Annotated in this window: 23 protein-coding genes; 10 read left to right on the plus strand and 13 right to left on the minus strand. The window is 62.3% G+C overall.

Features of this window, described 5'->3' with window-relative positions; genetic code table 11:
* Together MOV61_RS18260 and rpiA are read right to left on the minus strand one after the other, a co-directional pair.
* A partial coding sequence (locus MOV61_RS18260) for a DUF2059 domain-containing protein (RefSeq protein WP_247137594.1) occupies positions 1-600 on the minus strand: 600 nt, incomplete at its 3' end.
* A gap of 18 nt (positions 601-618) precedes the next feature.
* Positions 619-1,314, minus strand: a complete 696-nt coding sequence (gene rpiA, locus MOV61_RS18265) for a ribose-5-phosphate isomerase RpiA (RefSeq protein ID WP_038542788.1) — start codon at positions 1,312-1,314, stop codon at positions 619-621.
* A gap of 205 nt (positions 1,315-1,519) precedes the next feature.
* On the opposite strand from rpiA, the gene MOV61_RS18270 reads away from it, so the two are divergent.
* On the plus strand, positions 1,520-2,221 hold the full coding sequence (locus MOV61_RS18270; protein WP_247137595.1) for an HAD family hydrolase: 702 nt from the start codon (positions 1,520-1,522) through the stop codon (positions 2,219-2,221).
* A gap of 53 nt (positions 2,222-2,274) precedes the next feature.
* On the opposite strand, the gene MOV61_RS18275 is transcribed toward MOV61_RS18270, so the two are convergent.
* Positions 2,275-4,212 (minus strand): murein L,D-transpeptidase, encoded by a 1,938-nt coding sequence (locus tag MOV61_RS18275; RefSeq protein WP_408962399.1) that lies wholly within the window; start codon positions 4,210-4,212, stop codon positions 2,275-2,277.
* Positions 4,213-4,594: 382 nt separating this feature from the next.
* Here MOV61_RS18275 and fumC point away from each other — a divergent pair, with 382 nt between their 5' ends.
* Both fumC and MOV61_RS18285 read left to right on the plus strand, forming a co-directional pair.
* The gene (gene fumC / locus MOV61_RS18280; RefSeq protein WP_038549151.1) at positions 4,595-5,986 is read left to right on the plus strand and encodes a class II fumarate hydratase; all 1,392 of its coding nucleotides are present in this window, start codon (positions 4,595-4,597) and stop codon (positions 5,984-5,986) included.
* 293 nt (positions 5,987-6,279) lie between these two features.
* Positions 6,280-7,350: a GGDEF domain-containing protein gene (locus MOV61_RS18285; protein WP_038542783.1), complete on the plus strand. Its 1,071-nt coding sequence runs from the start codon at positions 6,280-6,282 to the stop codon at positions 7,348-7,350.
* A 7-nt stretch (positions 7,351-7,357) separates the two neighbouring features.
* Here the strand turns inward: MOV61_RS18285 and MOV61_RS18290 are convergent, their stop codons facing one another.
* The 4 genes from MOV61_RS18290 to MOV61_RS18305 all read right to left on the minus strand — a co-directional run bounded on the left by MOV61_RS18290 (position 7,358) and on the right by MOV61_RS18305 (position 10,279).
* The gene (locus MOV61_RS18290; RefSeq protein WP_247137596.1) at positions 7,358-8,164 is read right to left on the minus strand and encodes a M15 family metallopeptidase; all 807 of its coding nucleotides are present in this window, start codon (positions 8,162-8,164) and stop codon (positions 7,358-7,360) included.
* A complete protein-coding gene (locus MOV61_RS18295; RefSeq protein ID WP_038542779.1) occupies positions 8,148-8,537 on the minus strand; it encodes a hypothetical protein in 390 nt (129 codons plus the stop codon). The genes MOV61_RS18290 and MOV61_RS18295 overlap by 17 nt, the downstream gene beginning before the upstream one ends.
* A 122-nt stretch (positions 8,538-8,659) precedes the next feature.
* Positions 8,660-9,268 (minus strand): pyridoxamine 5'-phosphate oxidase family protein, encoded by a 609-nt coding sequence (locus MOV61_RS18300; RefSeq protein ID WP_247137597.1) that lies wholly within the window; start codon positions 9,266-9,268, stop codon positions 8,660-8,662.
* Positions 9,269-9,337: 69 nt separating this feature from the next.
* Entirely contained in the window at positions 9,338-10,279 is a 942-nt protein-coding gene (locus MOV61_RS18305) for an alpha/beta hydrolase (RefSeq protein WP_247137598.1), read from the minus strand.
* Between the two features lie 47 nt (positions 10,280-10,326).
* Here MOV61_RS18305 and MOV61_RS18310 point away from each other — a divergent pair, with 47 nt between their 5' ends.
* A complete protein-coding gene (locus MOV61_RS18310; RefSeq protein ID WP_247038430.1) occupies positions 10,327-10,806 on the plus strand; it encodes a MarR family winged helix-turn-helix transcriptional regulator in 480 nt (159 codons plus the stop codon).
* On the opposite strand, the gene MOV61_RS18315 is transcribed toward MOV61_RS18310, so the two are convergent.
* Positions 10,807-11,181 (minus strand): gamma-butyrobetaine hydroxylase-like domain-containing protein, encoded by a 375-nt coding sequence (locus MOV61_RS18315; protein ID WP_038549149.1) that lies wholly within the window; start codon positions 11,179-11,181, stop codon positions 10,807-10,809. It abuts the gene before it with no gap.
* Positions 11,182-11,401: 220 nt separating this feature from the next.
* Here MOV61_RS18315 and moaA point away from each other — a divergent pair, with 220 nt between their 5' ends.
* A complete protein-coding gene (gene moaA, locus MOV61_RS18320; RefSeq protein WP_258718926.1) occupies positions 11,402-12,391 on the plus strand; it encodes a GTP 3',8-cyclase MoaA in 990 nt (329 codons plus the stop codon).
* Between the two features lie 45 nt (positions 12,392-12,436).
* Here moaA and MOV61_RS18325 read toward each other — a convergent pair whose 3' ends face one another.
* Positions 12,437-13,783 (minus strand): hypothetical protein, encoded by a 1,347-nt coding sequence (locus MOV61_RS18325; protein WP_247137600.1) that lies wholly within the window; start codon positions 13,781-13,783, stop codon positions 12,437-12,439.
* A gap of 129 nt (positions 13,784-13,912) precedes the next feature.
* Here MOV61_RS18325 and MOV61_RS18330 point away from each other — a divergent pair, with 129 nt between their 5' ends.
* Entirely contained in the window at positions 13,913-14,791 is an 879-nt protein-coding gene (locus tag MOV61_RS18330; RefSeq protein ID WP_247137601.1) for a LysR family transcriptional regulator, read from the plus strand.
* An 11-nt stretch (positions 14,792-14,802) separates the two neighbouring features.
* On the opposite strand, the gene MOV61_RS18335 is transcribed toward MOV61_RS18330, so the two are convergent.
* On the minus strand, positions 14,803-17,364 hold the full coding sequence (locus tag MOV61_RS18335) for a methyl-accepting chemotaxis protein (protein ID WP_247137602.1): 2,562 nt from the start codon (positions 17,362-17,364) through the stop codon (positions 14,803-14,805).
* Between the two features lie 277 nt (positions 17,365-17,641).
* Here MOV61_RS18335 and MOV61_RS18340 point away from each other — a divergent pair, with 277 nt between their 5' ends.
* The 4 genes from MOV61_RS18340 to mobB are packed head-to-tail and all read left to right on the plus strand — an operon-like array spanning position 17,642 to position 20,976.
* On the plus strand, positions 17,642-18,550 hold the full coding sequence (locus MOV61_RS18340) for a DMT family transporter (RefSeq protein WP_247137603.1): 909 nt from the start codon (positions 17,642-17,644) through the stop codon (positions 18,548-18,550).
* Between the two features lie 52 nt (positions 18,551-18,602).
* Entirely contained in the window at positions 18,603-19,832 is a 1,230-nt protein-coding gene (locus MOV61_RS18345; RefSeq protein ID WP_247137608.1) for a multidrug effflux MFS transporter, read from the plus strand.
* On the plus strand, positions 19,829-20,467 hold the full coding sequence (mobA, locus tag MOV61_RS18350) for a molybdenum cofactor guanylyltransferase MobA (RefSeq protein ID WP_247137604.1): 639 nt from the start codon (positions 19,829-19,831) through the stop codon (positions 20,465-20,467). Before MOV61_RS18345 ends, mobA begins: the two co-directional genes overlap by 4 nt.
* On the plus strand, positions 20,464-20,976 hold the full coding sequence (gene mobB, locus MOV61_RS18355; RefSeq protein WP_247137605.1) for a molybdopterin-guanine dinucleotide biosynthesis protein B: 513 nt from the start codon (positions 20,464-20,466) through the stop codon (positions 20,974-20,976). The genes mobA and mobB overlap by 4 nt, the downstream gene beginning before the upstream one ends.
* On the opposite strand, the gene MOV61_RS18360 is transcribed toward mobB, so the two are convergent.
* The 3 genes from MOV61_RS18360 to MOV61_RS18370 all read right to left on the minus strand — a co-directional run.
* Positions 20,973-21,431 (minus strand): DUF2442 domain-containing protein, encoded by a 459-nt coding sequence (locus MOV61_RS18360; protein ID WP_038542757.1) that lies wholly within the window; start codon positions 21,429-21,431, stop codon positions 20,973-20,975. The two genes, mobB and MOV61_RS18360, sit on opposite strands and share 4 nt — an antisense overlap.
* Complete coding sequence (locus MOV61_RS18365) at positions 21,421-21,651, minus strand: DUF4160 domain-containing protein (RefSeq protein ID WP_038542755.1); 231 nt, start codon at positions 21,649-21,651, stop codon at positions 21,421-21,423. Before MOV61_RS18365 ends, MOV61_RS18360 begins: the two co-directional genes overlap by 11 nt.
* Positions 21,652-21,759: 108 nt before the next feature.
* Positions 21,760-22,638 (minus strand): OmpA family protein (locus MOV61_RS18370; protein ID WP_247137606.1); only part of this gene is annotated, 879 nt, incomplete at its 5' end.

Genomic DNA, 22,638 nt, shown 5'->3' on the forward strand with positions numbered 1-22,638 from the left:
AGGCGCAGCGGCGGGCTTGGCCGGTGCAGGCTTTGCCGGCGCGGGTGCGGCCTGTGCTTCCGCCGGAGCCGGATCGACGACCGGCGGCTTGATCGGGTTTGCATCGATGATGCCGCGCAGCTTTTCGGAGCTCTGGTTGGTCAGGTCGCGTGAAACCCCGTTTGCCCAGATTTCAGCGGCCTTGGTCAGTTCGCGGCTGACGAGCGGCTGGTTGGTCAGCAGCTTTTTGCCGGTTTCCGTGTTGAAGAAGGTAGAGATCGACTTCAGTTCGTCGACCGAGAAGCTCTTGGCGTAGATGGTCGCGGCTTCCTTCTCCAGATCGGCACGGCGCGGCGCAAGCACGAGTGCCTGCTCGTCGACGACGTTGGAGATCTGCCCCTGGAAATTGGGAGAGGCCTGGATGAACTGAGCCTTCAGACGCTCCGCCAGGTTGGGCAGGATGTTGTCGTAGCGATCCGTAACGTTGAGCGACGCGATCGCATCGCGTGCAGCGGCAAGCTGGGCTTCCGAAACTTCCTGTGCGCGAGCCGATACCGTGAAGGCGCCGGAGAAGAGGATAGCCACAGCGGCGGCACGGCCGAGAACCGCGAATCTGATCATGAGTTTGTTGCTCCTAGTTTACTTCGCCTCGAGCGTCCGCGCTCCAGCCTCACCGGCAATGATCGCTAAGGACGCCATATGGATGAACAGCCCGTGTTCCACGACACCGGGAATGAAATTCAGCTCCGCTGACAGAGCGTCTGCATCAGGAATGCGGCCAAAAGATGCGTCGAAAATGTAGTGGCCACCATCCGTCGTGAAGACATCTGCCCCCGATTTACGCAGCTTCAACTCGCCGCTCAACCCCAATCTGGAGGCGGCCTTTTCGATCGCGATCTGGGTCGCCGTCTGACCGAAGGGATTGATTTCGATCGGCAGCGGATAGGCCCCGAGCATGCCGACGAGCTTGCTTTCGTCGGCGATCACGATCATGCGGGCAGACGCCGCCGCGACGATCTTTTCGCGCAGCAACGCACCGCCGCCGCCCTTGATCAGGGTCAGGTTGGCATCGACTTCGTCGGCACCGTCAATCGTCAGATCGAGCTCCGGAAGCTCGTCGAGCGATTTCAGCGGGACACCGAGCTCGACGCAGAGCCGCGCGGTACGCTCGGACGTCGGCACGCCTTCGACCTTGAAGCCCTCGTGAACCTTTTCGGCGAGTAGCCTGACGAATTCGTCCGCCGTCGAACCGGTGCCGATACCAAGCCTCATGCCGTCCTCGACATAGGCCAGTGCCGCTTGCGCCGCCTTGACTTTCATTTCCCGGGCGTCCATCCGCCAAAAGCTCCCCGCTGTTTCGCCGACCCGCTGTTTACACGCGTCTCCCGGCAAACGAAAGTCCCCTCACGGCGGGTTTTACGAAGCCATGGGTTTTACGAAGCCTTGGGTTTTACGAAGGTAGGCGAATCTCGCATATTTGCATTTCACGGCAGCATTGCGTAATCCGGGACATCCCCCGAACGACGTTCACGAGGTTCCATTGACCGCTCCACTCGTCATTTTCGACCTCGACGGCACGCTGATCGACACCGCACCGGATTTGATCGACAGCCTCAATTATACGATCGAGGACGTCGGCCTGCAGCGGGTGACGTTCGAGGACCTCACGCATCTCGTCGGCCAGGGCGTGCGCGTAATGATCCGCCGCGCCTTCGAACTGCGCAGGGTTCCGCTCGACGAGCCGACCGCTGCCAGGCTGTTCGGCCGCTATATGGAGCACTACGAGGCGCAGATGCCGGGCCGAAGCCGCCCCTATGACGGCGTCGTTGCATGTCTCGACCGCCTGTCGGCCGCCGGCATGCGGCTCGCCGTCTGCACCAACAAGTCCGAACGGCTCGCCTTCCCGCTTCTCGAAAAGCTCGGTCTCCTGGATCGCTTCGTCGCGATGACCTGCGGCGACACCTTTGCCGTCCGCAAGCCGGATGCCCGGCATATTTTAGGCACCATCGAACGGGCCGGCGGCGACCCCGCCACGTGCGTCATGATCGGCGACAGCGTCAACGATATTCTCGCCGCGCAAAATGCCGGAATTGCCTCGATCGCCGTGAGCTTCGGTTATTCCGACGTCGCCGTCGATACGCTTAACCCGGATCGGGTGATCGGCGGTTATCACGAGCTGACCGTGGAAATGGTGGAAACGCTGATTTCGGCCGATGTGAAGCGGGTGGCGGCAGCCACGTAAAAAGGCGGCACGAGGCCGCCTTCTGCAATCCAAACTCGATCCCGGCAGAAAGCTCAGCTCTGGGCCGCGCGAACCTTGGTCGTCGCGGCAAAGGCTCTCACCGTCGCATCGTCACGGCCATAGACGTCGTCGAAATATTCGACCTTGCCGTCCTTGTTCGGCCAGGCGGTGAAATAGGAGACATAGACCGGGATCCTGACCGGCACCTTGGTGGCGACGTTCTGGCCGGCGGCAATCCGGCCGTTCACGTCGTCGATCGTCGTGCCGAGCACGGCGGCGGCCATCTTGCGAGGTTCGGCAAGACGTACGCACCCGTGGCTCAGTGCCCGCATGTCGCGCTGGAAGAAGCTCTTCGAGGGCGTGTCATGCATGTAGATCGCATGGCTGTTCGGGAAGAGGATCTTCAGATCGCCGAGGGCGTTGTCGCCCGACGGTGGCTGGCGCACGGAGATCTTGTCGGTCGAGCCGAACCAGTTGACGCTGCTCGACGGGACAGCCTTTCCGCCGATCGACACCTCGTAACCCATCCGGTCGAGATAGCTCGGATCCTGGCGCAGGTGCGGCAGCATCTCGTTGATGATGATCGACTGCGGCACGCCCCAATAGGGGTTGAACTCGACCGTTTCGATCTCGTCCTGGAAGAAATAGGTCTGGTTGGCCTTGCCGCCGACCACGACGCGCATCGAAAACTGTTCAGCACCTCGGTCATGATAATAGACCATGAAGGCCGGCTGGTTGATGAAGACGTAACGCTGGCCGAGATCGTCCGGCAGCCAGCGCGCCTGTTCCATGGCGACTTCGACCTTCTCGATCTTGTCCTTCGACGTGTGGCCGACCATCTTGCGCACCGTCGCGTTGCCGATGACGCCGTCCGCCTTGAGGCCGACTTCGGCCTGGAAGGATTTGACGACCTCGACGAGCTCGGGCGTGTAGTCCGGAGTCTGCTGGTAGGCCGTCAGCGTCGCCGCATGCTTGGTCTTCAGCGCTTCGGAACCGGTATGCTGGATGGCGGCGATGATGCTCGCCATATCCGGGCTGCTCTTGCCCGGCTTCAGGAGAATGTCGTCCGGCAGCGAAATGCGCGGACCGTCGTTGGCGGCGGCGGCGCGCAGCGTCGCCAGCTCGGCCTTCAGCGCCTGGAATTGGGGACCCTGCGGCGCAAGGCCCTGGAGATAGGCGGCGACATCGGTTCCGGTCTGCGCGAAAGGCAGGACGAGCGAAAGCTTGACGTCCTTGCGCTTGAAGTCGTGGTAGCCCGATACCTTGTTCGGATCGATGCGGCCGCGCACCATGTCCTGCGCAAACATCAGCACCTTTTCCGACAGCGCCAGCTCGAACTGCATGAGGGCGCGGTCGTGGCTGTCGGCGGCGGAAACCGGTGCCGACGTCGTTGCCGAAACATTGATGGGAGTTGCCGCATCGGCGGGCGCGGCAACGCTTGCGGTGGTCAGCGCCGGGGCCGGCAGGATGTAGTCGGCCGGTTCCAACCCGTATTCGCTGGCACGCTCGAAGAGCGACAGAACGCCCCTCGCCTTCTCGTTGACGTCGCCGGCGGTGACCCAGAGAGGCTCCGCTGCCTTGCCGTAGAAGGCTTCGAGAGCGGTGGCAATTTCCGGCGGGGCCGAAACCCTGGCCTCTGTGATAAGGCGCGTACCGTCCGTCGCGGACGCCGCAGCGAAGGCGGTCGTCTTCACAACCCGCTCGGCATCCGGCTTATACGTGTAATAACGCGGCCCCGAGACCTTCGGCAGCGGTTCGGGATCGGCGAGACTGCGCTCGCTCGGCATGCCGGCATTGCCGCCGACACCCGGCAGGCCGTTATCGGCGTGCCTTGGGCGGTCTGCCCCAGGACCACCACGCAAGAGATCGAGAAGGGTCACGGCATGTGCGGGAACGGCGGCTCCGGTAAAAATCGAGATGCCGGACACGAGCGCCAATGCGATCGAAGTTTTTTTGTGTTTGTGCTGCAATGTCGTCCCCGTCACCTGCATCCGCGTCCTGATCCGCGGGCTCGAATATGTATCACGCCATCTAACCGATCGCGCGAGGGATGGAAAGAAACGCCCGAGTGTCCGGCGGGTTTCAGTTCCGTCGAAAAACAGCATCGGTGCGCAGTCGGAAGGTTAAGAAACTATTCGTTAAATTTTTACTGACGGCCATCGACAAGGACCCCATCAGGGGGCGGATTCTGCTGCATAATTACGCGGTCCGTGTCATAAAAGGCACGACGAAAGCGTACCAAAAAGCCTGTTTCGGCGGCTTGCGGACGTTCAGCAATCGTATAGTAATGCCGCCGGCCGGCTCCGACGCGGTAACGCGTTGTTGATCTTTCAAGACACCGGCAGCGACCACGAGCAAAAAGAGGCAGCGAAGATGGCATCGACCCGCACCGAAACCGACACGTTTGGCCCGATCGAAGTGGCAAGCGACCGTTATTGGGGCGCCCAGGCGCAGCGCTCGCTCGGCAACTTCAAGATCGGCTGGGAAAAGCAGCCGCTCGCGGTCGTTCGGGCGCTCGGCATCGTCAAGCAGGCCGCCGCCCGCGCCAACATGGAACTGGGCGGCCTCGACGCCGCGATCGGCAAGGTCATCGTCGAAGCGGCGCAGGAAGTCATCGACGGCAAGCTCGACGACCACTTCCCGCTGGTCGTCTGGCAGACCGGTTCCGGCACCCAGTCGAACATGAACGCCAACGAGGTGATCTCCAACCGCGCGATCGAAATGCTCGGCGGCGTGATGGGCTCCAAGAAGCCCGTTCATCCCAACGACCACGTCAACATGAGCCAGTCGTCGAACGACACCTACCCGACGGCCATGCACATCGCCTGCGTCGAAACCATCGTGCGGCACCTGATCCCGTCGCTGAAGCATCTGCACGAAGCGCTGGACGTGAAGGTCAAGGCCTTCTCTCACATCATCAAGATCGGCCGGACGCACACGCAGGACGCCACCCCGTTGACGCTCGGCCAGGAATTTTCCGGTTATGCGGCACAGGTCGGCTCGGCGATCGCCAATATCGAACTGACGCTGCCGGCGCTCTCCAAGCTCGCTCAGGGCGGCACGGCGGTCGGTACCGGCCTCAACGCCCCGGTCGGCTTTGCCGAAAAGGTCGCCGAGGAGATCTCGAAGATCACCGGTCTGCCCTTCGTCACCGCCCCGAACAAGTTCGAAGCGCTCGCGTCGCATGATTCCATGGTCTTCGCCCACGGCGCGATCAACGCCGCTGCCGCCGCTCTCTTCAAGATCGCCAACGACATCCGTTTCCTCGGTTCCGGTCCGCGTGCGGGCCTTGGCGAACTATCGCTGCCGGAAAACGAGCCGGGGTCGTCGATCATGCCGGGCAAGGTCAATCCGACCCAGTCGGAAGCATTGACCCAGGTCTGCGCCCACATCTTCGGCAACCACGCGGCGCTCACCTTCGCCGGCAGCCAGGGCCATTTCGAACTGAACGTCTACAATCCGATGATGGCCTATAATTTCCTGCAGTCGGTGCAGCTGCTCGGCGACGCCGCGGTCTCCTTCACCGACAATTGCGTCGTCGGCATCGAGGCCCGGGAAGACAATATCAGACGCGGCGTGGAAAATTCGCTGATGCTGGTCACCGCTCTCAACTCCCGGCTCGGCTACGACATCTGCGCCAAGATCGCCAAGACCGCCCACAAGAACGGAACGACTCTTCGCGAAGAAGCGGTCGGCGGCGGATACCTGACGAACGAGGAATTCGACCAGTATGTCCGCCCGGAGAACATGATCGGTCCCAAATAAGGCGACCTGATTTACAATATAACGAGCAGGCCCGCCTACCGAATGGCGGGTTTTCTCTTTCGGTCAGCCTACAATGATTAATTCCGACAATATATCAACATTCTAAAGGTGAATATTTCTTCGGGCTCGAAGTCTGTAAACCCATTAGTTTTGAGGGTAAAAGCGGGTATTTCAGAAATGCGAAATAAATTTAAGAATAAGCTCTTCAGCTCGCACCCCTTAATTCTTTTCCAACATTTTTCACATACTACTTCGTTTCATAGCATACAGGTGAGATCTAGTGGGGATCGTCGATGACGACGGCAACAGCGCCGAGAGCGCAATCTAGCGATCTGATCGGCCAGATCATCTATGCGGTGCGATCGATGGGCGTCGCGCCGATCCCTCGTAACTATCAGCTTTTCTACGAGGCCTATATCGGTTCCAATCCTGACCTAACCCGCGATCTGGCGGCGCTCGGAAGCCGTGCCACGCAGGAGGAGCTGGACGCACTTTCGCATCGCTACCTTGGAACGGGCCAGGTGGCGGTCATCGAAGACGCCCATACCAGGATTCTTGGCGAACTGGACGCCCTCCTGAAACTGTTGCGCCAGGAGCAGAGCTCGCTCGAAAGCTACGGCAAGCTGCTTGGTGAAACCGCTCAGCGGATCAACTCCAAGAGCAGTTTTTCCAACGACCTGCTGACCAGCGCGCTGGCGCTGCTGAGCGAAGCGACTGGCAGCACCATGGCGCATGGTGAAAAGACCGTCGGCGGCGTCGTCCAGCGCTCGCAGGAAATGGACCAGGTCCGGCGGGAACTCGACGAATACAAGCGGATCGCCAACACCGATTCTTTGACCCGGATCGCCAACCGCCGAGCCTTCGACGAGCGCCTTGCGGCGACTTACGACAATATGGCCCTGCTGCCGGTCACCGCACTGGTACTGGCCGATATCGACAACTTCAAGAAGATCAACGACAGCTACGGCCATCCGGTCGGCGACAAGATCCTTGCGACGGTTGCTTCCGTGATCCGCTCGAACGTCCGCAAGGATGTCTTCGTCGCCCGCTCCGGCGGCGAGGAATTCGCGATCATCGTCGAAGGCAACACGCCGGAAGAAGTGATGATCATCTGCGAGCGGGTCCGCCGCGCGCTGGAAACCCGGATCTTCCGCAATTCACGCTCCGGCATCGACTACGGCCCGGTCACCATCTCGCTCGGCTTTGCAATGGGGTCGCAGGCGAGTGATCCCGGCGAGCTCTACGCCAATGCCGATACGGCGCTCTACAATGCCAAGAACGCCGGCCGGAACCGCTCAGTCTTCTTCGATGACAGCATGAAGAAGGACTATGTCGGCAAGAGCTGGCTGATCTACAGGAAGTAGATTTCCCTCAGTCGCAGGCCGAGACGCCGGCGGCGGTGGCGATGGCCAGCAGCTCCGGACGGTATTCGAAATGCATGGTGTCGTAGTGATACCAGCGACCGCCCCAGATAAAGCCATGGCGCTCGAATGCCGCGACGATCCTCATCGGAAAGCGGTTTTTGTAGTTCGGGACAGTGCCGGGCTTGCCTCCCGACCACAGCCAGTAATCGGCGTGTTTCGTGTTGAGATCGACCGCCGCACCAAAACTGTGGACCGAGAGATTGGTCTGTCCCGCAACCTTGCGCCAGTTGAAGACGCCGGCCGACGGCGTCAGGTAGGTTTTCAGGCCCGGGTCGGCGGCAAGCTCATCCCGGACGGCGGCGAGCGCCTTGTCGACCCCGTTACGGCTGGTGACCCGCAACGTCTCTCCGAACCATGCGACCGGCACAAGGCTCGACTGCACGGCATTGGCACTCGCGCCATAAAGGCGCTTCATCAACTCGTCGCTGCGGATGCGGCCCGGATCGGAATCGACCGGCGGGCGGTATTCGCACGAGCCGGGCCGATATGCCTGAGACAGGCTGTCCTCGACATCGCCCTCGGCCAGCATTTGCGCCTGGCTGCGCCTGATCCCGTCGTCGATCGGAATCGGGGCGCCCTCCTTCATCATCAGCCTGCCGTCGCGGCTGGCCTCGATCACGTCGGGATAGGCCTTCACGAGGGCCGCGATCTTCTCCTCCAGGCGCAATTCGCGCGCCTCGCCTGGGCCGCAGACGAGGATCGACAGCATCACGGCCGCCGACCGGAGGAACTGCCTGTCAGTAGACCAGGACATTGACGTAATCGCCGCGGGGCCCTCGAAAGATCTGCACATTGATCATGACATTCCCGCGAACGACGGCGTTGCGGGCGGCCCGGTCGATGGTGCCGCGGCTGATCATGCGCTCGACGAGTTCCCGATTGCCAGCGTCGGCGAAGAAGCTGTCGCTCTGGTCACCGCGTTGCGAGACGCCGAAGCGATGAAAATTTGCGCGGTCCTGGCGGATGATCTGCCACGGCTCCTGCAGGCGCACATTGTTGGAATTGTACAGGTCGGCCTCGCCGATGAAGGCCGTATATTCCTCGATCAACTGGTCGGCCCGCGCCGCTTGGGCGCCGAACATCGTCGCAGCCAGGATCACCGCTGCAAAGCCGGTTCCAAACTTCATAAAGTCCCCCGTGCCCCGTCCCCTGTGGCGGGTCGATTCGATTGTTGCCTCGAGCGCTGAAAATGTCCATGAGGACACCGACGATGGACGCCTTCTTCACGAAGAAAACGCCGACGCGGTATCTACCACATCGTCTTGGCGGCACGCTCCGGCCATTCGCGGTCGTAGGTATCCTTGTCGAAATCGGCCTTGGCCGCCTTCAGGAGCGTTCCGGGCGTCGGCAGGCTCTTCGGGTCGACGAAATGCTCCGGGTTCCAGAGTTCGGCGCGCATCAGAGCGCGGGCGCACTGGAAATAGACCTCGTTTATGGTGATGACCGTGACGCTGCGCGGATGCCGGCCATCCATCTCGAAGCTTTCGAGCAGCGCAGGCTCCACCGAGATCACGGCGCGGCCGTTGACGCGCATCGCCGTGTTCGAGCCGGGGACGAGAAACATCAACGCCACGCGCGGGTCGCGCACGATGTTGATCAGCGAATCGATGCGGTTGTTGCCGCGCCAGTCGGGCAGAAACAAGGTCGCATCGTCCTGGATACGCACCGCCCCGCCAAGATCGCCGCGCGGAGAGCAGTCGAGCCCTTCCGGCCCCACGGTCGAGAAGGCGACAAAGGGCGAAGCCTCGATCATCTGCCGGTATTCCGCAGTCAGCGTCTTGGTCACCTTGGCAAGCGAGGCTTCCGAGACGCCGTCATAGATCGCCTTCAGTTCCTCGACGGATGTGATGATGGTCATGGCTCGCCCCCTTCGGTATCCGCGGGCCGTAGCCCGCGTGGGCGACACTATGATGACGTCCCCTGTGGATCAAGCAGCGGCGTCGTTGCCGGGCTTGTCGACGATGGAGGTTTCGCGTAACGGCCGGGCATCGCCCGTCAGGAAGGCGACAATGGTCTCGATCACGCCGCGGTCGCTGACGATGCGGCGATGTCCGAGCCCGTTCGCCCATTGGAGCCGCGCCGTGGCAAGCCCTTCGAAGCGGCGGGCATGGTCGGCGGCGACCTCCTTGTCCTCCTCGGCATGCACCACCAGCAGGGGCGTCCCCAACCGAGCGGCGCTCACAACCGTATCGAAGTCGTCGAGCGAGGCACCGGCTACATCCTCCGCCCGCCGGATCAGTTGCGCCTTCACGCGCGGCGGCAGGCCGACCATCCGCGAAAAATCGTCGAACAGCCAATGGATATGGCTCGGCGCGCCGATGACGACCAGTTTCGCGGGAGAGATCGAGCCGACTTGCCTCATCACCCCGCCGGCGGCGAGCATCATGCTCGCACCCCCGAACGAATGACCGACCGCCGCATCGAAATGGCCGAAACGGCTCTCCGCCGCAACAATCGCTTCTACCGCCTGGCGCATGTTGAGGCTGCGGCCACTGGAAAGCCCGTGACCAGGAAAATCGAGCACCACGACCTCGGCGCCGTTTTCGGCCAGGCCCGCAGGCAGGGCGGCGATATAGGCAGCATTGGAACCCCAGCCGTGCACGACCAGGTAACGGGGCCGGCCGGGCTTGCCGTCGCCGTTGAAGCGATAAGCCATCACCGTCGAGCGTCCGACGGCGAGCGGGATTTTCTGGGTGGCCGCGAGCCGTTCGCGTCCCTCGTTCTCCATCGCCAAAGCCTTACCGCCTCTAGGACGGCGCGAGGGTGTCAGGCAGAAGAGCCGAAAGGCGAGCTTGGCCGCGGTATCGGGAAAAAGCCGTCCGGGGACGGCAAATGCGAAACGGGTGACCTTGAGTGCAAAGGATGACATAGTGAGAAAACCCGATAATGTTCAATATTGAACAATAAAGTACAACGATGAACAAAAATCAATCCCTCCCCTGGGATCATCCGCGTTTTCGCAGTTGGATTGCTGTCGCCCGCGCCTGCCAGTTGATGCAAACCGTGCTGACCCGTGAGCTCGCCGAACTCGACATCAAGCCGCCGCATCTCGACATCCTGATCAATCTCTACCGGTTCGAAGGGATTTCGCAGCAGGAGCTTGCCCGCAAGCTGCTGGTGGGACGTTCCAACATGAGCATGGCGTTGCCGCAGATGGAAAAGCGCGGGCTGATCGAGCGACGCGGCGACAGCAAGGACAAGCGTGTCCTGCGCCTCTACCTGACCGAGGAAGGCCGCGCGGTGACGGAAGCTGCGATGGGCATCCAGACGGCGCTGATCGAGCGTACGCTCTCCTCCGAGCCGCTGGATCAATGCATGGCGATGGCCGAATCGATGGAGCGGCTGATCGTCACCCTGCAGTCGGAGGTCCGTGAGGACAGCCGCGAACCGGTGTGATCACCGCGTCCGTTGCGGCGGATCGCGCGACAGACCCTTTTCGGCCAGATTGCGCTCATAGTCGGCAAACAGTTCGGCGCCTCGCTCGCCGAGTTCGCGCAGATAAGGCCAGGTGAAGATGCCGCTGTCGTGGCCGTCGTCGAAACGGATCCGCACGGCGTAATTGCCGGCCGGAGTGATCGCCGCAATGCCGACGTTGCGCTTACCTGGCACGGTCACCTGCTGGCCGGGACCATGACCCTGCACTTCCGCCGAAGGCGACAGTACGCGCATCGTTTCCGCCGACAAGGGATAGGCCGCGCCGTCGCTGAAGGTGACGTTCAGCGTGTGGCGGTCCTTGGAGACCCGCAGTTCCGTCGGCCAAATGTCGCTCATGCTTTTCAGGCTCCCGATTGTCATATGCCTGGCGGAGGATTAGGAGCTACGGCGCTTCGCCGCAAGCTGTTTTGCGTCCAGCATCGTTCTATCTGATCGATGTCGTACACTTGACGCGGCGGCTCGAAACGCCCACTTTCAGGGTAAGGGAGAATGCCACGTGAACAGTTTCGCAGGACCGGTCGGAGGAGCAGCGCCGATCATCGCCGACAAGGCGCCGATGATCGATCCGTTCGGTCGCGCGGTCACGTATCTGCGTGTCTCGGTCACCGACCGCTGCGATTTCCGCTGCACCTATTGCATGGCGGAAAATATGACCTTCCTGCCGAAAAAGGACCTGCTGACGCTGGAAGAGCTCAACCGGCTCTGTTCCGCCTTCATTTCCAAGGGAGTCCGCAAGATTCGCCTGACCGGCGGCGAGCCGCTGGTGCGCAAGAACATCATGTTCCTGGTGCGTGAGCTCGGCCAGCACGTCAAGGCCGGCGCTCTCGACGAACTGACGCTGACGACGAACGGGTCGCAGCTGGCAAAATACGCCGACGAACTTTACGACAGCGGCGTGCGCCGCATCAATGTTTCGCTCGACACCCTGAACCCGGAAAAATTCAAGGCGATCACCCGCTGGGGCGATTACCACAAGGTCATGGAAGGCATCGACGCCGCCCAGAAGGCCGGGCTGAAGATCAAGCTGAATGCCGTGGCGCTAAAGGATTTCAACGAATTCGAGATCGCCGACATGCTGCGTTTCGCGCATGGCCGCGGCATGGACATGACGGTCATCGAGACGATGCCGATGGGCGAGATCGACGAGGACCGCACCGACCAGTACCTGCCGCTGTCGAAACTGCGCGCCGATCTCGAAGAACAGTTCACACTGACCGAAATCCCCTACAAGACAGGCGGCCCCGCCCGTTATGTCGAAGTTGAGGAAACCGGCGGACGTTTGGGGTTCATCACGCCGATGACCCATAATTTCTGCGAGAGCTGCAACCGCGTGCGTCTCACCTGCACCGGCACGCTCTACATGTGCCTCGGCCAGAACGACGCGGCTGACCTCCGCACCGCGCTGCGCGCTTCCGAGAACGACGACTACCTGTCAGCCGCGATCGATGAGGCGATCACCCGCAAGCCCAAGGGCCACGATTTCATCATCGACCGCACCCACAAACGCCCCGCGGTCGCCCGCCACATGAGCGTCACCGGCGGGTGATGTCCGCGCCGGCGGCAAGCGTCGCGGCGGCTGCCGCAGCCGGGATCATTGCGAAATATCGACATGATGCACTCCGTGCGGCAAGGGCACTCGCCCGATCCGCTGCAGCGACGGTGTAGTGCCCCTGATCACCCTGAAGACTTCAAGCCCTGCCCCGGTCTCGGGGCCTGCACCTTCATGTCCCTCGAAAACGGTTGCGAGAAGGTGATCGCCTGTCAGGTCGAAGGTTCCGCCTTCAGGCAATACGCCCTCGAACGTATAGTCGCCAACCTTGTGCAGCCTGCCCGCGCCCGGATCGAACGTCAGAAGCGATACGGCCGCCTCGCGGCCATGACGCGGAGAACCGGGCGGGAAGGACGTGCCGCGCATGTTGATCGTCGCGACAAGCCGGCCATCCGGGCTCACCGCCATTCCCTCGGCCGAAACGCCGGTGTCGACCGTCATCAACCGCTCGTGCCGGGCTTCGGACGCCTCGGGATCCGCCAGCCGGACGACGGTCATGGTGGAGGACGCATTCGGGATGCGGCCGTCGAGGCTGGTCGCAGTGAAATCGCGCCCCCAGTTCGATGTCAGATAATGGCGGCCATCCGGCGTGAAGCGGCCGACAAAGGGATCCCTGCCCACGTCTACGCTGTTGCCCCAGGCCTGCAAGGCAGGCTCCTGATCGCTACCGGAAAATTCGAAGAACGCGACACGGTTCTGCGTGTTGATATTGGCCGCCAGAAACCGCCCGGAAGGATGCCATTGAACATTGGTCGCCGTCACGCCACCCCGCGGAGCGTCCAGCGATCCGGTTATGCCGAGTTCGGCCAGATCGAAGCGGGCGACCTCACTGAATTGCCCATCGGCAAATTCGACGATCTGAAGCAGGGCCGCATCGGCGGTGTTGGAGACGACCGCCACACGCTGCCCGTCCGGGCTGACGGCCAACGCCTCCGGATTGATGCCGATCTCCACCGTATCGGCAAGCTTCGGCATCGATGGGTCGGAGAGATCGACGGCAAACAGCCGCCTGCCGGGCGGCAGATCCCTGACCGTTCCGCCGCCATCCGGCCGCTCGCCCAATCGTTCGGTCACGAATGCCGTGCGCCCGTCTGGCGTCAGTTCCAGGATTTCAGGCGCCGCCGTCACCGAGTTCGAGACGGGGAGTGAACCTCTCGTCACGCGGCCATTGGCTATCGAAAGAATGGTGAGCACGTCCCTGTGCCCGGCCTCCTTCGGAGCCAGTACGGAATCGGCATAGGTGCGCGCCAGATAGTCGCCGTCGGAGATGACGGCGACGCGACCGGCCGATATCGCGCCGAGGATATCGGCCGATTGTGCAGCAGCAGTACCAGACGCCACGGTAACCAACGAAAGGGCCGTGCCCGCGAGAAAAGCCAATGCCTTCATGATCCATTCTCCTTCCGAGAAGCGGCGTCACCTGCCGCCTATTGCCTGAAGGGAGGATAGGGTCCAGTCTGATAGAGTTCCAATCGGAATTCCATTATCTGTGATAGGCAAAATACATCAGGAATGTCGATGGATATTCGCTCCATGGCTTGCTTCGTGGCGGTCGCCGAAGAATTGCATTTCCGCCGGGCTGCCGAGAGGATGCACCTCACCCAGCCCTCGCTCAGCCAGCGCATCCGCGCCCTCGAGCTGGAGATCGGCACGGACCTCTTTGCGCGCGATCGCCGCAGCGTCGCGCTGACGCCGGCCGGCCAGGCGTTCCTCGAACCCGCCCGCCGGGCGATCGAAAATGCCGACGTTGCCCGGCAGCAGGCTCTACGGGCGTTTCGGGGCGAAGTCGGCCGGCTGCGGCTGGGTTTCACGGTCATCGCCTTCTACGGCATTCTGCCGGAAGCGGTGCAGGCATTCCGGAAGCGCTATCCGCAGGTCGAGATAGAGCTTGTCGAACTCAATTCCCCATCACTCGAAACCGCACTGATGACGGGAACGATCGATCTGGCGGTCCTGCATCCGCCGCTCGCCAATCCGGAACTCGCGATCCATGAACTGCCGGCCGAGCATCTCGTCCTGGCATTGCCGGAAAGCCACCCGCTTGCAGTGCGAACCGAGATCCGGCTCTCCGACCTAGCGGGCGAACCTTTTCTTCTCGCACCCCGCTCCATCGGACCGAGCATCTACGACAGGGTCATCGCTCTCTTCCGGGACCAGGGCATCAGCCCGCGCGTCGTGCAGGAGGTTACACCCATGACCACCCTTGCAGGCCTGGCGGCGGCGGGGGTCGGAATGGGGTTCGTCACAGGCGGCCTGTCTCGCCTGCCGCGTCCCGGCGTCGTTTTCCGGCCGGTCACGCCGACGCCGCCATCGTTGCCGATGGCGGCGTCCTGGTTGAAACCGCAGCTTTCCGCAATCGGGCAGCGCTTCCTCGAAACGGTCTCGGAGCTTGCCTGACTGTCCGGACTTCAGGCAGCGTCGCTGCGGCGGAAGCCCGAGCGGCGTTCGTTGGCGCCGGCATGGAAGCTGATGTTCGGGTCGCGCGTCTTGAAGCGCTCGATCTTCTCTGACAGCGTCTCCACACGTTGGCGCAGGCCGTGGATCTCGGCGTTGTTTTCCTCGACCATCGCCGCGTTGCGCTGGGTGATCAGCTCGACCTCCTGAACCGCCTTGGTGACTTCGTTGATGCCGGTCGACTGCTCGCCGGTGGCCGCCGAAATCTGGGACACCAGTTTGCGGACGTCGGTGATGTGCGTGATGATCTCCGTGAGCGCCGTACCGGTCTCCTCGACGAGATGCACGCCGTTGCTGACCTGTGTGGAGCTTGCCGAAATGAGGCCCTTGATTTCGCGGGCAGCACCGGCGCAGCGCTGTGCTAGTTCGCGGACTTCCTGGGCGACGACCGCAAAGCCACGGCCTGCCTCGCCGGCACGGGCCGCCTCGACGCCGGCATTCAGCGCCAGCAGGTTGGTTTGGAAGGCGATCTCGTCGATAACCCCGATGATCGTCGCGATCTTCTCGGAGGAACGGCTGATCTCGCCCATGGCATCGACCGCGCGGGATACGACCTCGCCGGAGCGAACCGCGAAATCTTCCGTCTCGTTGACCGAGACGGATGTCTGCTTGGCGCTTTCGGCCGTCGAGCGGACGATTTCGCTCAGATGGCGCAATGCACGCGAGCTCTGTTCGAGCGCTGCCGCCTGCTGTTCCGTGCGGCGGGCAAGATCGTCCGCCGAAGCGGCCAGATTGCCGGTGCCGCCGTCGATTTCCTCCGCCGTCGAGCGCACGTCGGCGAGCGTGGCACGGAGCGCCTCGACAACCTGGTTGTAGGTGCGCGCCATCTCGATGAAGTCTTCCGGCAGGTTTTCGTCCATGCTGCGCTCGAGGTCGCCCTCGGCAAGCTTGCCGAGCATGTCGTTGAGCGCGGTCAACGCCTGGCGCTGCTCACCGGCAATGCGGGCACGCTCGGAGGCGCGGCGCTCGGACTCGGCGGTCGAGAGCTCGCGGGCGGCGGCGGCATCCTGCTCGAGACGGACATTTTCGACCGCGGCATCGCGGAAGACTGTGACCGAGCGAACCATGTCGCCGATCTCGTCGCCACGTTCGCGGCCTTCGATCTTGACCTCAAGATCGCCGTCAGCCAGCCGCTTCATCACTTCGGTAACGCGACGCAGCGGGCCGCGCAGCGTTTCCACCAGCATCAGGCCGCCGGCAATGGCGAGCAGCGTGCCGACCACCATGGCGATCAGCGACAGCTGGGCGGAACGCTCGCTATCCTCCTTGCCGACCTCCTGGGCCTGGGCCACGAAATTCTTGAGGCCGGCCATGCCGCCCGTCAGAGTTTCGGCGGCGGCGGCGCGGGCCTTTTTCCATTCGGCGGCAATGGACAGAAGCTTGGCGGTATCCTCCTCGATCGACTTCAGGCGGGGCTGAAGCGTGGTCGAGAATTCGCGCATGGCAGGATTTCTGGCGAGTTCGGAGACTTCCGCGCTGGCGGCCTTCAGCTTTGCCATGACGTCGAGGACGACCTTGCGCGCGTCCTCCGTCTGGTTGGCGCGCAGCCGCTCGACGTAGAGCTGCATGGCGTCGATCAGGCGCAGCGATTCGGCACTACGGTCGAGAAGCGTGCGCAGGCTGGCGACTTCGCCCTCGATGCTGGCGAAACGGCTGGCCGCGTTGCCGGCCTTGCTGGTGACTTCCGCTTCCATCTTGGCCTGGAACGTCTCCATGCCGGAAACGGTGTCACGCACCGCCTTTGCCTTTTCCGCAACGTCCTGATTGCCCTTGATGGTGGCAGCAAGAGCAGCGATCGCATCGTTGATCGGCTTCAGCTGTTTGATACCGTTCGGGGTGAGGAAGGCCTGAACTTCCTGGAAGGTCTTGTCCAGAATGCCGAGATACATGTCGGCGGTGCTGATCGCGCCGTCGTCCGTACCGGTCTCCTTGACTGAATTGCGAAGCTCGCCGATCTGTTCGGCGATCGCCTTGTAGGCATAGGCTTCCAGCACCATGCCCTTGGCGAACTTTTCCTTGCCTTCGAACTGCTTTCGGACGTTGGCAACCTGATCGGAAACCCCTGTCGCGACGGTGCGGACATTGTCGATGCTGTCGTCGAGCGCTGCGGCGTTTTCGTCGCGCCTCTGCTTTATCTTCCAGAGCATGTCCGTATCGGCGCGCATCCTGGGCGCAAGCCCGGTCACGACGGCGATACGCTCGCGGTCCCCGGCTGTCACGAGCAGCCCGCCGAGCACGCGGACGCCGCTCTCCTGTTTGTCGATGGCCGCCTTCAGGGCTGCAAGCGATGCATTGTCGGGCTTGCCGTTGAATTCCTGGAGAACCGCCTGGAGATTTTCGAAGTCGCCGATGTTCTCGATCGTCGCACGCGTCACCGTCATATGACCGTTCAGCATGCTGGCCGTATAATAACCCGCAAGGCCTACCCCGGCGATCAAAAGGACCAGCGGAATGACGAAAAGAAGGACCTTGGTGACGATCCTACGGCTCTGAAGAAGACGATCGATGAAAGACATTTTTCCCCCAACTGCAAACCAGAAGCGGCTTCGCGTCAGCGCATTCGCGAAACAGCAACGGCACGATCCCAGCGTCATGCGGGAATGAATGGCTTTCACAATCGTCAAATTCGGTTGAACAACGGTTAATTCGGGACCCTTACAAATCATATTATTACACTGTGTCGGATATTGAAATTTCCCGCCGCTATCCAAAAGAGTACCGCCCGGGAGGCAATCAGGCTGGCGATGCGTAAGTCGTTGCTTTAAGAGACCGGATACCGGAGGAATCTCGCAGATGGCATGGTCTGAAAATTCGCGGGGCGCGTTATTCATGTCGCTCGCCATGGCGGCTTTCACCTGCAACGATGCGCTGGTCAAGTCGGTCACCTCGGAGCTCAGCATCCCCCAGATCATGGCCGTGCGCGGCGTCATGGCGACGATGCTGATCTATTGTGTGGCGCGCTACATGGGCGTGACCCTTTCGGCCAAGGCGGTCATGCATCCGCTGGTGCTGCTGCGCACCTTGTTCGAGCTTGGCGCCACCCTGTCCTTCCTCTCGGCACTTGCCCATATCGAATTCGCCGCCATTTCGTCGATCATGCAGGCATTGCCGCTCGCCGTGACGTTAGGTGCTGCCCTCTTCCTGGGCGAGCCAGTCGGCTGGCGGCGCTGGACGGCGATCGGCATCGGCTTCCTTGGCGTGCTGATCATCATCCGCCCGGGTCCGGAAGGCTTCACACCGGCAGCGGTGCTCGCCGTCATCGCCTGCTGCTGCACGGCATGCCGCGATCTCACCACCAAGCGCATCCAGGCCGACATTCCTTCGCTGACGGTGACGCTCTTCACGTCGCTCGCCAACACTATTCTCGGGGCGATCCTGGTCGTGCCGATGGGCGGCTGGCAGCCGGTCAGCACCTATGCGCTCGGGCATCTGGCAATTGCTTCGGTGATGGTGTTCGCAGGTTATCAGGCCGTCATCCAATCGATGCGGACAGGCGAGATCTCCTTCATAGCGCCGTTCCGCTATACCGGCCTGCTCTGGGCATTGGCCATCGGCATTTTCGCCTTCGGCGAACGTCCGAACGCCTATATGCTGGTGGGCGCGGCCGTCGTTATCGGTTCCGGCCTTTATACCTTCTATCGCGAACGCAAGCGCCAGGGCATCGCTGCTGACAAGGCAGCAGCCGCCGCCCCGCCTGCCTGACAACCCGGCCTGACGAAAGAGCCGAAAGGCAGGCGTGAAAGGACAAGACGACGTGCAGCAAAGCCGATTTCTGGACAGAAGAACCCCGCCCCACATTCTGACGCTCGTCGTCTGCGCCGGACTAGCCGCCCTCTCGCTCAACGTCTTCCTGCCGTCGCTTTCCGCCATGGCGACCCATTTCGGCACCGAATATGCCGTCATGCAGCTCGCCGTATCCGGTTATATCGCCGGCACCGCGGTGCTGCAGCTGGTGCTTGGTCCGCTTTCCGACCTTTTCGGCCGCCGCCGCGTGATGATCGGCAGCATCCTGATCATGCTGCTCGGCACTGTGATCTGCCTGCTCGCCGCAAGCGTCACCGTGTTCATGATCGGCCGGCTGCTGCAGACGGCGGTCGTTGCGGGTTTCGTCCTGCCGCGGGCGATCATCCGCGACACGGTGCCGATGGAGAGCGCCGCCTCGATGATCGCCTACGTCACCATGGGCATGTCGCTGGTGCCGATGATCAGCCCGACGATCGGCGGAGCGCTCAATGACATGTTCGGCTGGGAAGCGAATTTCGCCTTGATGCTCGGCCTCGGCCTGTTGACCCTGACGCTCGTCTTCACCGATCTCGGCGAAACGAACCACCTGCCGGCCACCAGCTTCATCGCCCAGTTCCGCAGCTGGCCGGATCTTTTTCGCTCACGCCGATTCTGGGGTTATACGTTCACCTCGACCTTCTCGTCGGGCGTGTTCTTCTCGTTCCTTGGCGGTGCACCCTTCGTCGGCACGGCGATCTATCATCTCTCGCCGACCATGCTCGGCGCGCAGTTCTTCCTGATCGCAGCCGGCTACATGATCGGCAACTTCATTTCGGGCCGCTACACCCGCCATTTCGGCACGATGACGATGATGATCTCCGGCAGCCTGGTCAGCCTGGTCGGCGTCCTCATCACCGCCGTATTCCTCGTCGCAGAAGCGCCCTGGCCGCTCGCCTTCTTCGCACCGCTGGCGCTCACCGGCGTTGGCAACGGCCTCACCCTTCCAAGCTCGAATGCCGGCATCGTCAGCGTCCGGCCGCATCTCGCGGGCTCGGCTTCCGGCCTCGGCGGCGCGATCACCGTCGGTGGCGGTGCCGCACTTTCAACCCTTGCCGCAACGGTGCTGAAGGACGAGGGCGGCGCCATGCCGCTTCTCGTCGTCATGGGCGTGACGACCATCCTTGCGCTCGTCGCCACCGCCTATGTACGGCAGATCGACCGCCGTGAAGGCGCGATTCCGACAACGGACGACGAACGATGACCGCACCCGCCGCTCCCCCCGACAAACCTCCCGGCCTGATCCTTGCCGGCGGCAAATCGAGCCGCATGGGCACCGACAAGGCTTTTCTCACGATCGGAAACGACACGATCCTCGCCCATGTGGTGCGGCGGCTGTCACCCCAGATCTCGGAAATCACCCTCAACGCACCGATGGGTTTCCCCAATCCGCTCGGTTTGCGCCTGCTGCCGGACCCGGTTCCCGGCCAGATCGGCCCGCTCGCCGGCGTGCTCGCCGGCCTGCGCGACATCCAGGCCCGCGGCGTTGAAGCAACGCATCTCCTCACCGTCCCTTCCGACAGTCCCTTTATACCCGCCGACCTCGTGCCCCGGCTCGAAGCTGAGGCGAGCGATCCGAACACGATCGTTATCGCCGCTTCGGACCGCCGCGATCATCCAGTCTTCGGGCTCTGGCCGGTTTCCATCGCCGGCGATCTGGAAACCTGGCTCTCCGATCCCGACAACCGGCGGATCAAGGCTTTCCTCGAACGTCACCGCATGGCGATCGTCGAATTCCCGATGGTCGAGACGCGCCAGGGGCTGCTCGATCCCTTCTTCAACATCAACACGCCCGAGGATCTTCAAGAGGCGCGTCGTTTCGCCGAGGAGCTTTCATGACCTCTCCCCGCGTCTTTGGCATTTCCGGCTGGAAAAATTCCGGCAAGACAGGCCTGGCGGTGCGGCTGGTGGCGGAATTTACCCGCCGCGGCTATGCGATCTCGACGATCAAGCACGCCCACCACGATTTCGACATCGACAAGGTGGGTGCCGATTCCTTCCGCCACCGCGCCGCCGGCGCCCACGAAGTGGCGATCGTTTCCGGTACGCGTTTTGCGATCATGCACGAACTGCGCGGCGCGCCGGAACCGAGCTTCGAGGAAATCCTCTCCCGCCTGGCCCCCTGCGATCTGGTGCTGATCGAGGGCTACAAACGCGAACCTGTCCCGAAGATCGAAGCCCGCCGCCTCGAGGCGAACAACCGCGAACCGCTGGCGCCCAGCGATCCCCACATCGTCGCCATCGCCGCCGACCACCCGATCACCGACGCCACCCTCCCCGTCTTCGACCTCGACGACACGAACGCGATTGCCGATTTCATCGCACAGGTGACGGGGCTTAGCCCCTAAGCCTTGCCCTGGTGTTCTACAAGATAGCGCGTCGCAAGCGCGACATGGCGAGGAATAGGCTTGTTCTTGCGGTAGTCGGCAACGAGCCGGCGCGAGATCTCCAAGGCCGACGCCATGCCGTCCAATGTCATGCCGAGCTTATCCATAGCGGTGCGAAAATCATCGTTGTCGAATGTGACCGGCGGTAACGCGGCGAGCCATACCGCCGAGAATTCAAGGTCCTCCCCCGGCCATTCCAATGCGTTGCGATATTCGCTGACCTGCATCTGCCGAAAGAGATCATCGTCGTGTCGAAGCGGAATGTAGATGCGGCGGTTTTCCAGTGCGGGCGCCAGATCGACGACCTTCGTCTCTCCATCTTCCCAGACAATTCTCACCTTACGCCCGTCGAGCGCATCGGCGTCCGCTATCCTCGGCAAAGGTCCACCAACGGTGACGATCTCTTCACCTTTCATTGAGGCGCTCCCAGGCTTCATTTAACACCTTCCTGTTTTCCCGTACCCAAACCAATGCGCGTTCCAGGCTTCGCCGATCGATGGAGCCCGCAAGAATTTCCAAGTCGGATAGACGGACCAGGACTTCGTGATCCGGCGTAACGATATGAAAATGAGGTGGATGGTGATCGCCGGCAAAAATCTGGATCTTCAGATTTCCGAGTTTTACGATAGTCGGCATCACCCATCCCCGCGGCGCCATCAAAAATAGTGCATTATGCGCACTATTTCAAGGTGCAAAAAAGCCGCCGGATCGCTCCGGCGGCTTGGTTTGAGGTGTCCGAGACCGTTACCGATTCGAAGCGACCGGTTTGACCAGCGGGGTGATGCGGCGCACGGTCACGCGGCGGTTTTCCTGTTCGGGACCGTCGGTGCGCACCTTCAGGTAACGTTCGCCGTAACCTTGGGTCGCCAGATTTTCCGGCGGGATGCCGAATGCGTCCGTCAGCACCCGGGCAACGCTCTCGGCGCGCTCGTCGGAGAGGACGAGGTTGCTGTCCTCTGTACCGACCGCATCCGTATGACCTTCGATCAGGAAGGTTTCGGAAGGATCCCGCTTCAGAACCTTGCTGATCGCGTCGGCAACCTTGCGCAGCGAGCTCGCCTGGTTCATCGGGATTTCGGCACTGCCGGTCGCAAAGGTGATCGTATCCAGGTCGATACGCGGCACCTTGTCGCGGATGCGGGCGGAGTAGCGCACCTCGTCCAGCGAATAGACCCGCTCGACCCGCTCGACCGGCGGCTGTTCCAGGAACTCGTAATAATCCCGGTCCGGCTCGGTCGAGGTATCGATGATGTAGTCGTCGAGCGGCACGCTCAGCCGCATCGGCGGCAGGTCGTCGCCCGGATCGCGCCAGACGTAGTCGCGGCCGCGGCGGTTATCCATCAGCTCCGGCGAATAATAGAGCACGTATTCCTCGCCGCCCCTGACGATTCGCGAGCGCTGGACGATCTCGCCATAGCTGTTGCGGACGGTGACGATCCGCGTCCCGTCGTCGCGCACGATGACTTCGCGCACGCGGCCATCGCGGAGCTGCTCGTATTGCGGCGCCCGATCGCGATCGTTGTAGAAACGACGGCTGTCGTCATGGCGAACGACGGTCTGGTTGTCGATCGAGATGATCACGCGGCCGCCATCGCGGTCGCGATCGCCGTTGCGGTCACGGCT

Origin of the sequence: Neorhizobium sp. BETTINA12A (assembly GCF_023006485.1) — a bacterium.
GTDB lineage: Bacteria > Pseudomonadota > Alphaproteobacteria > Rhizobiales > Rhizobiaceae > Neorhizobium.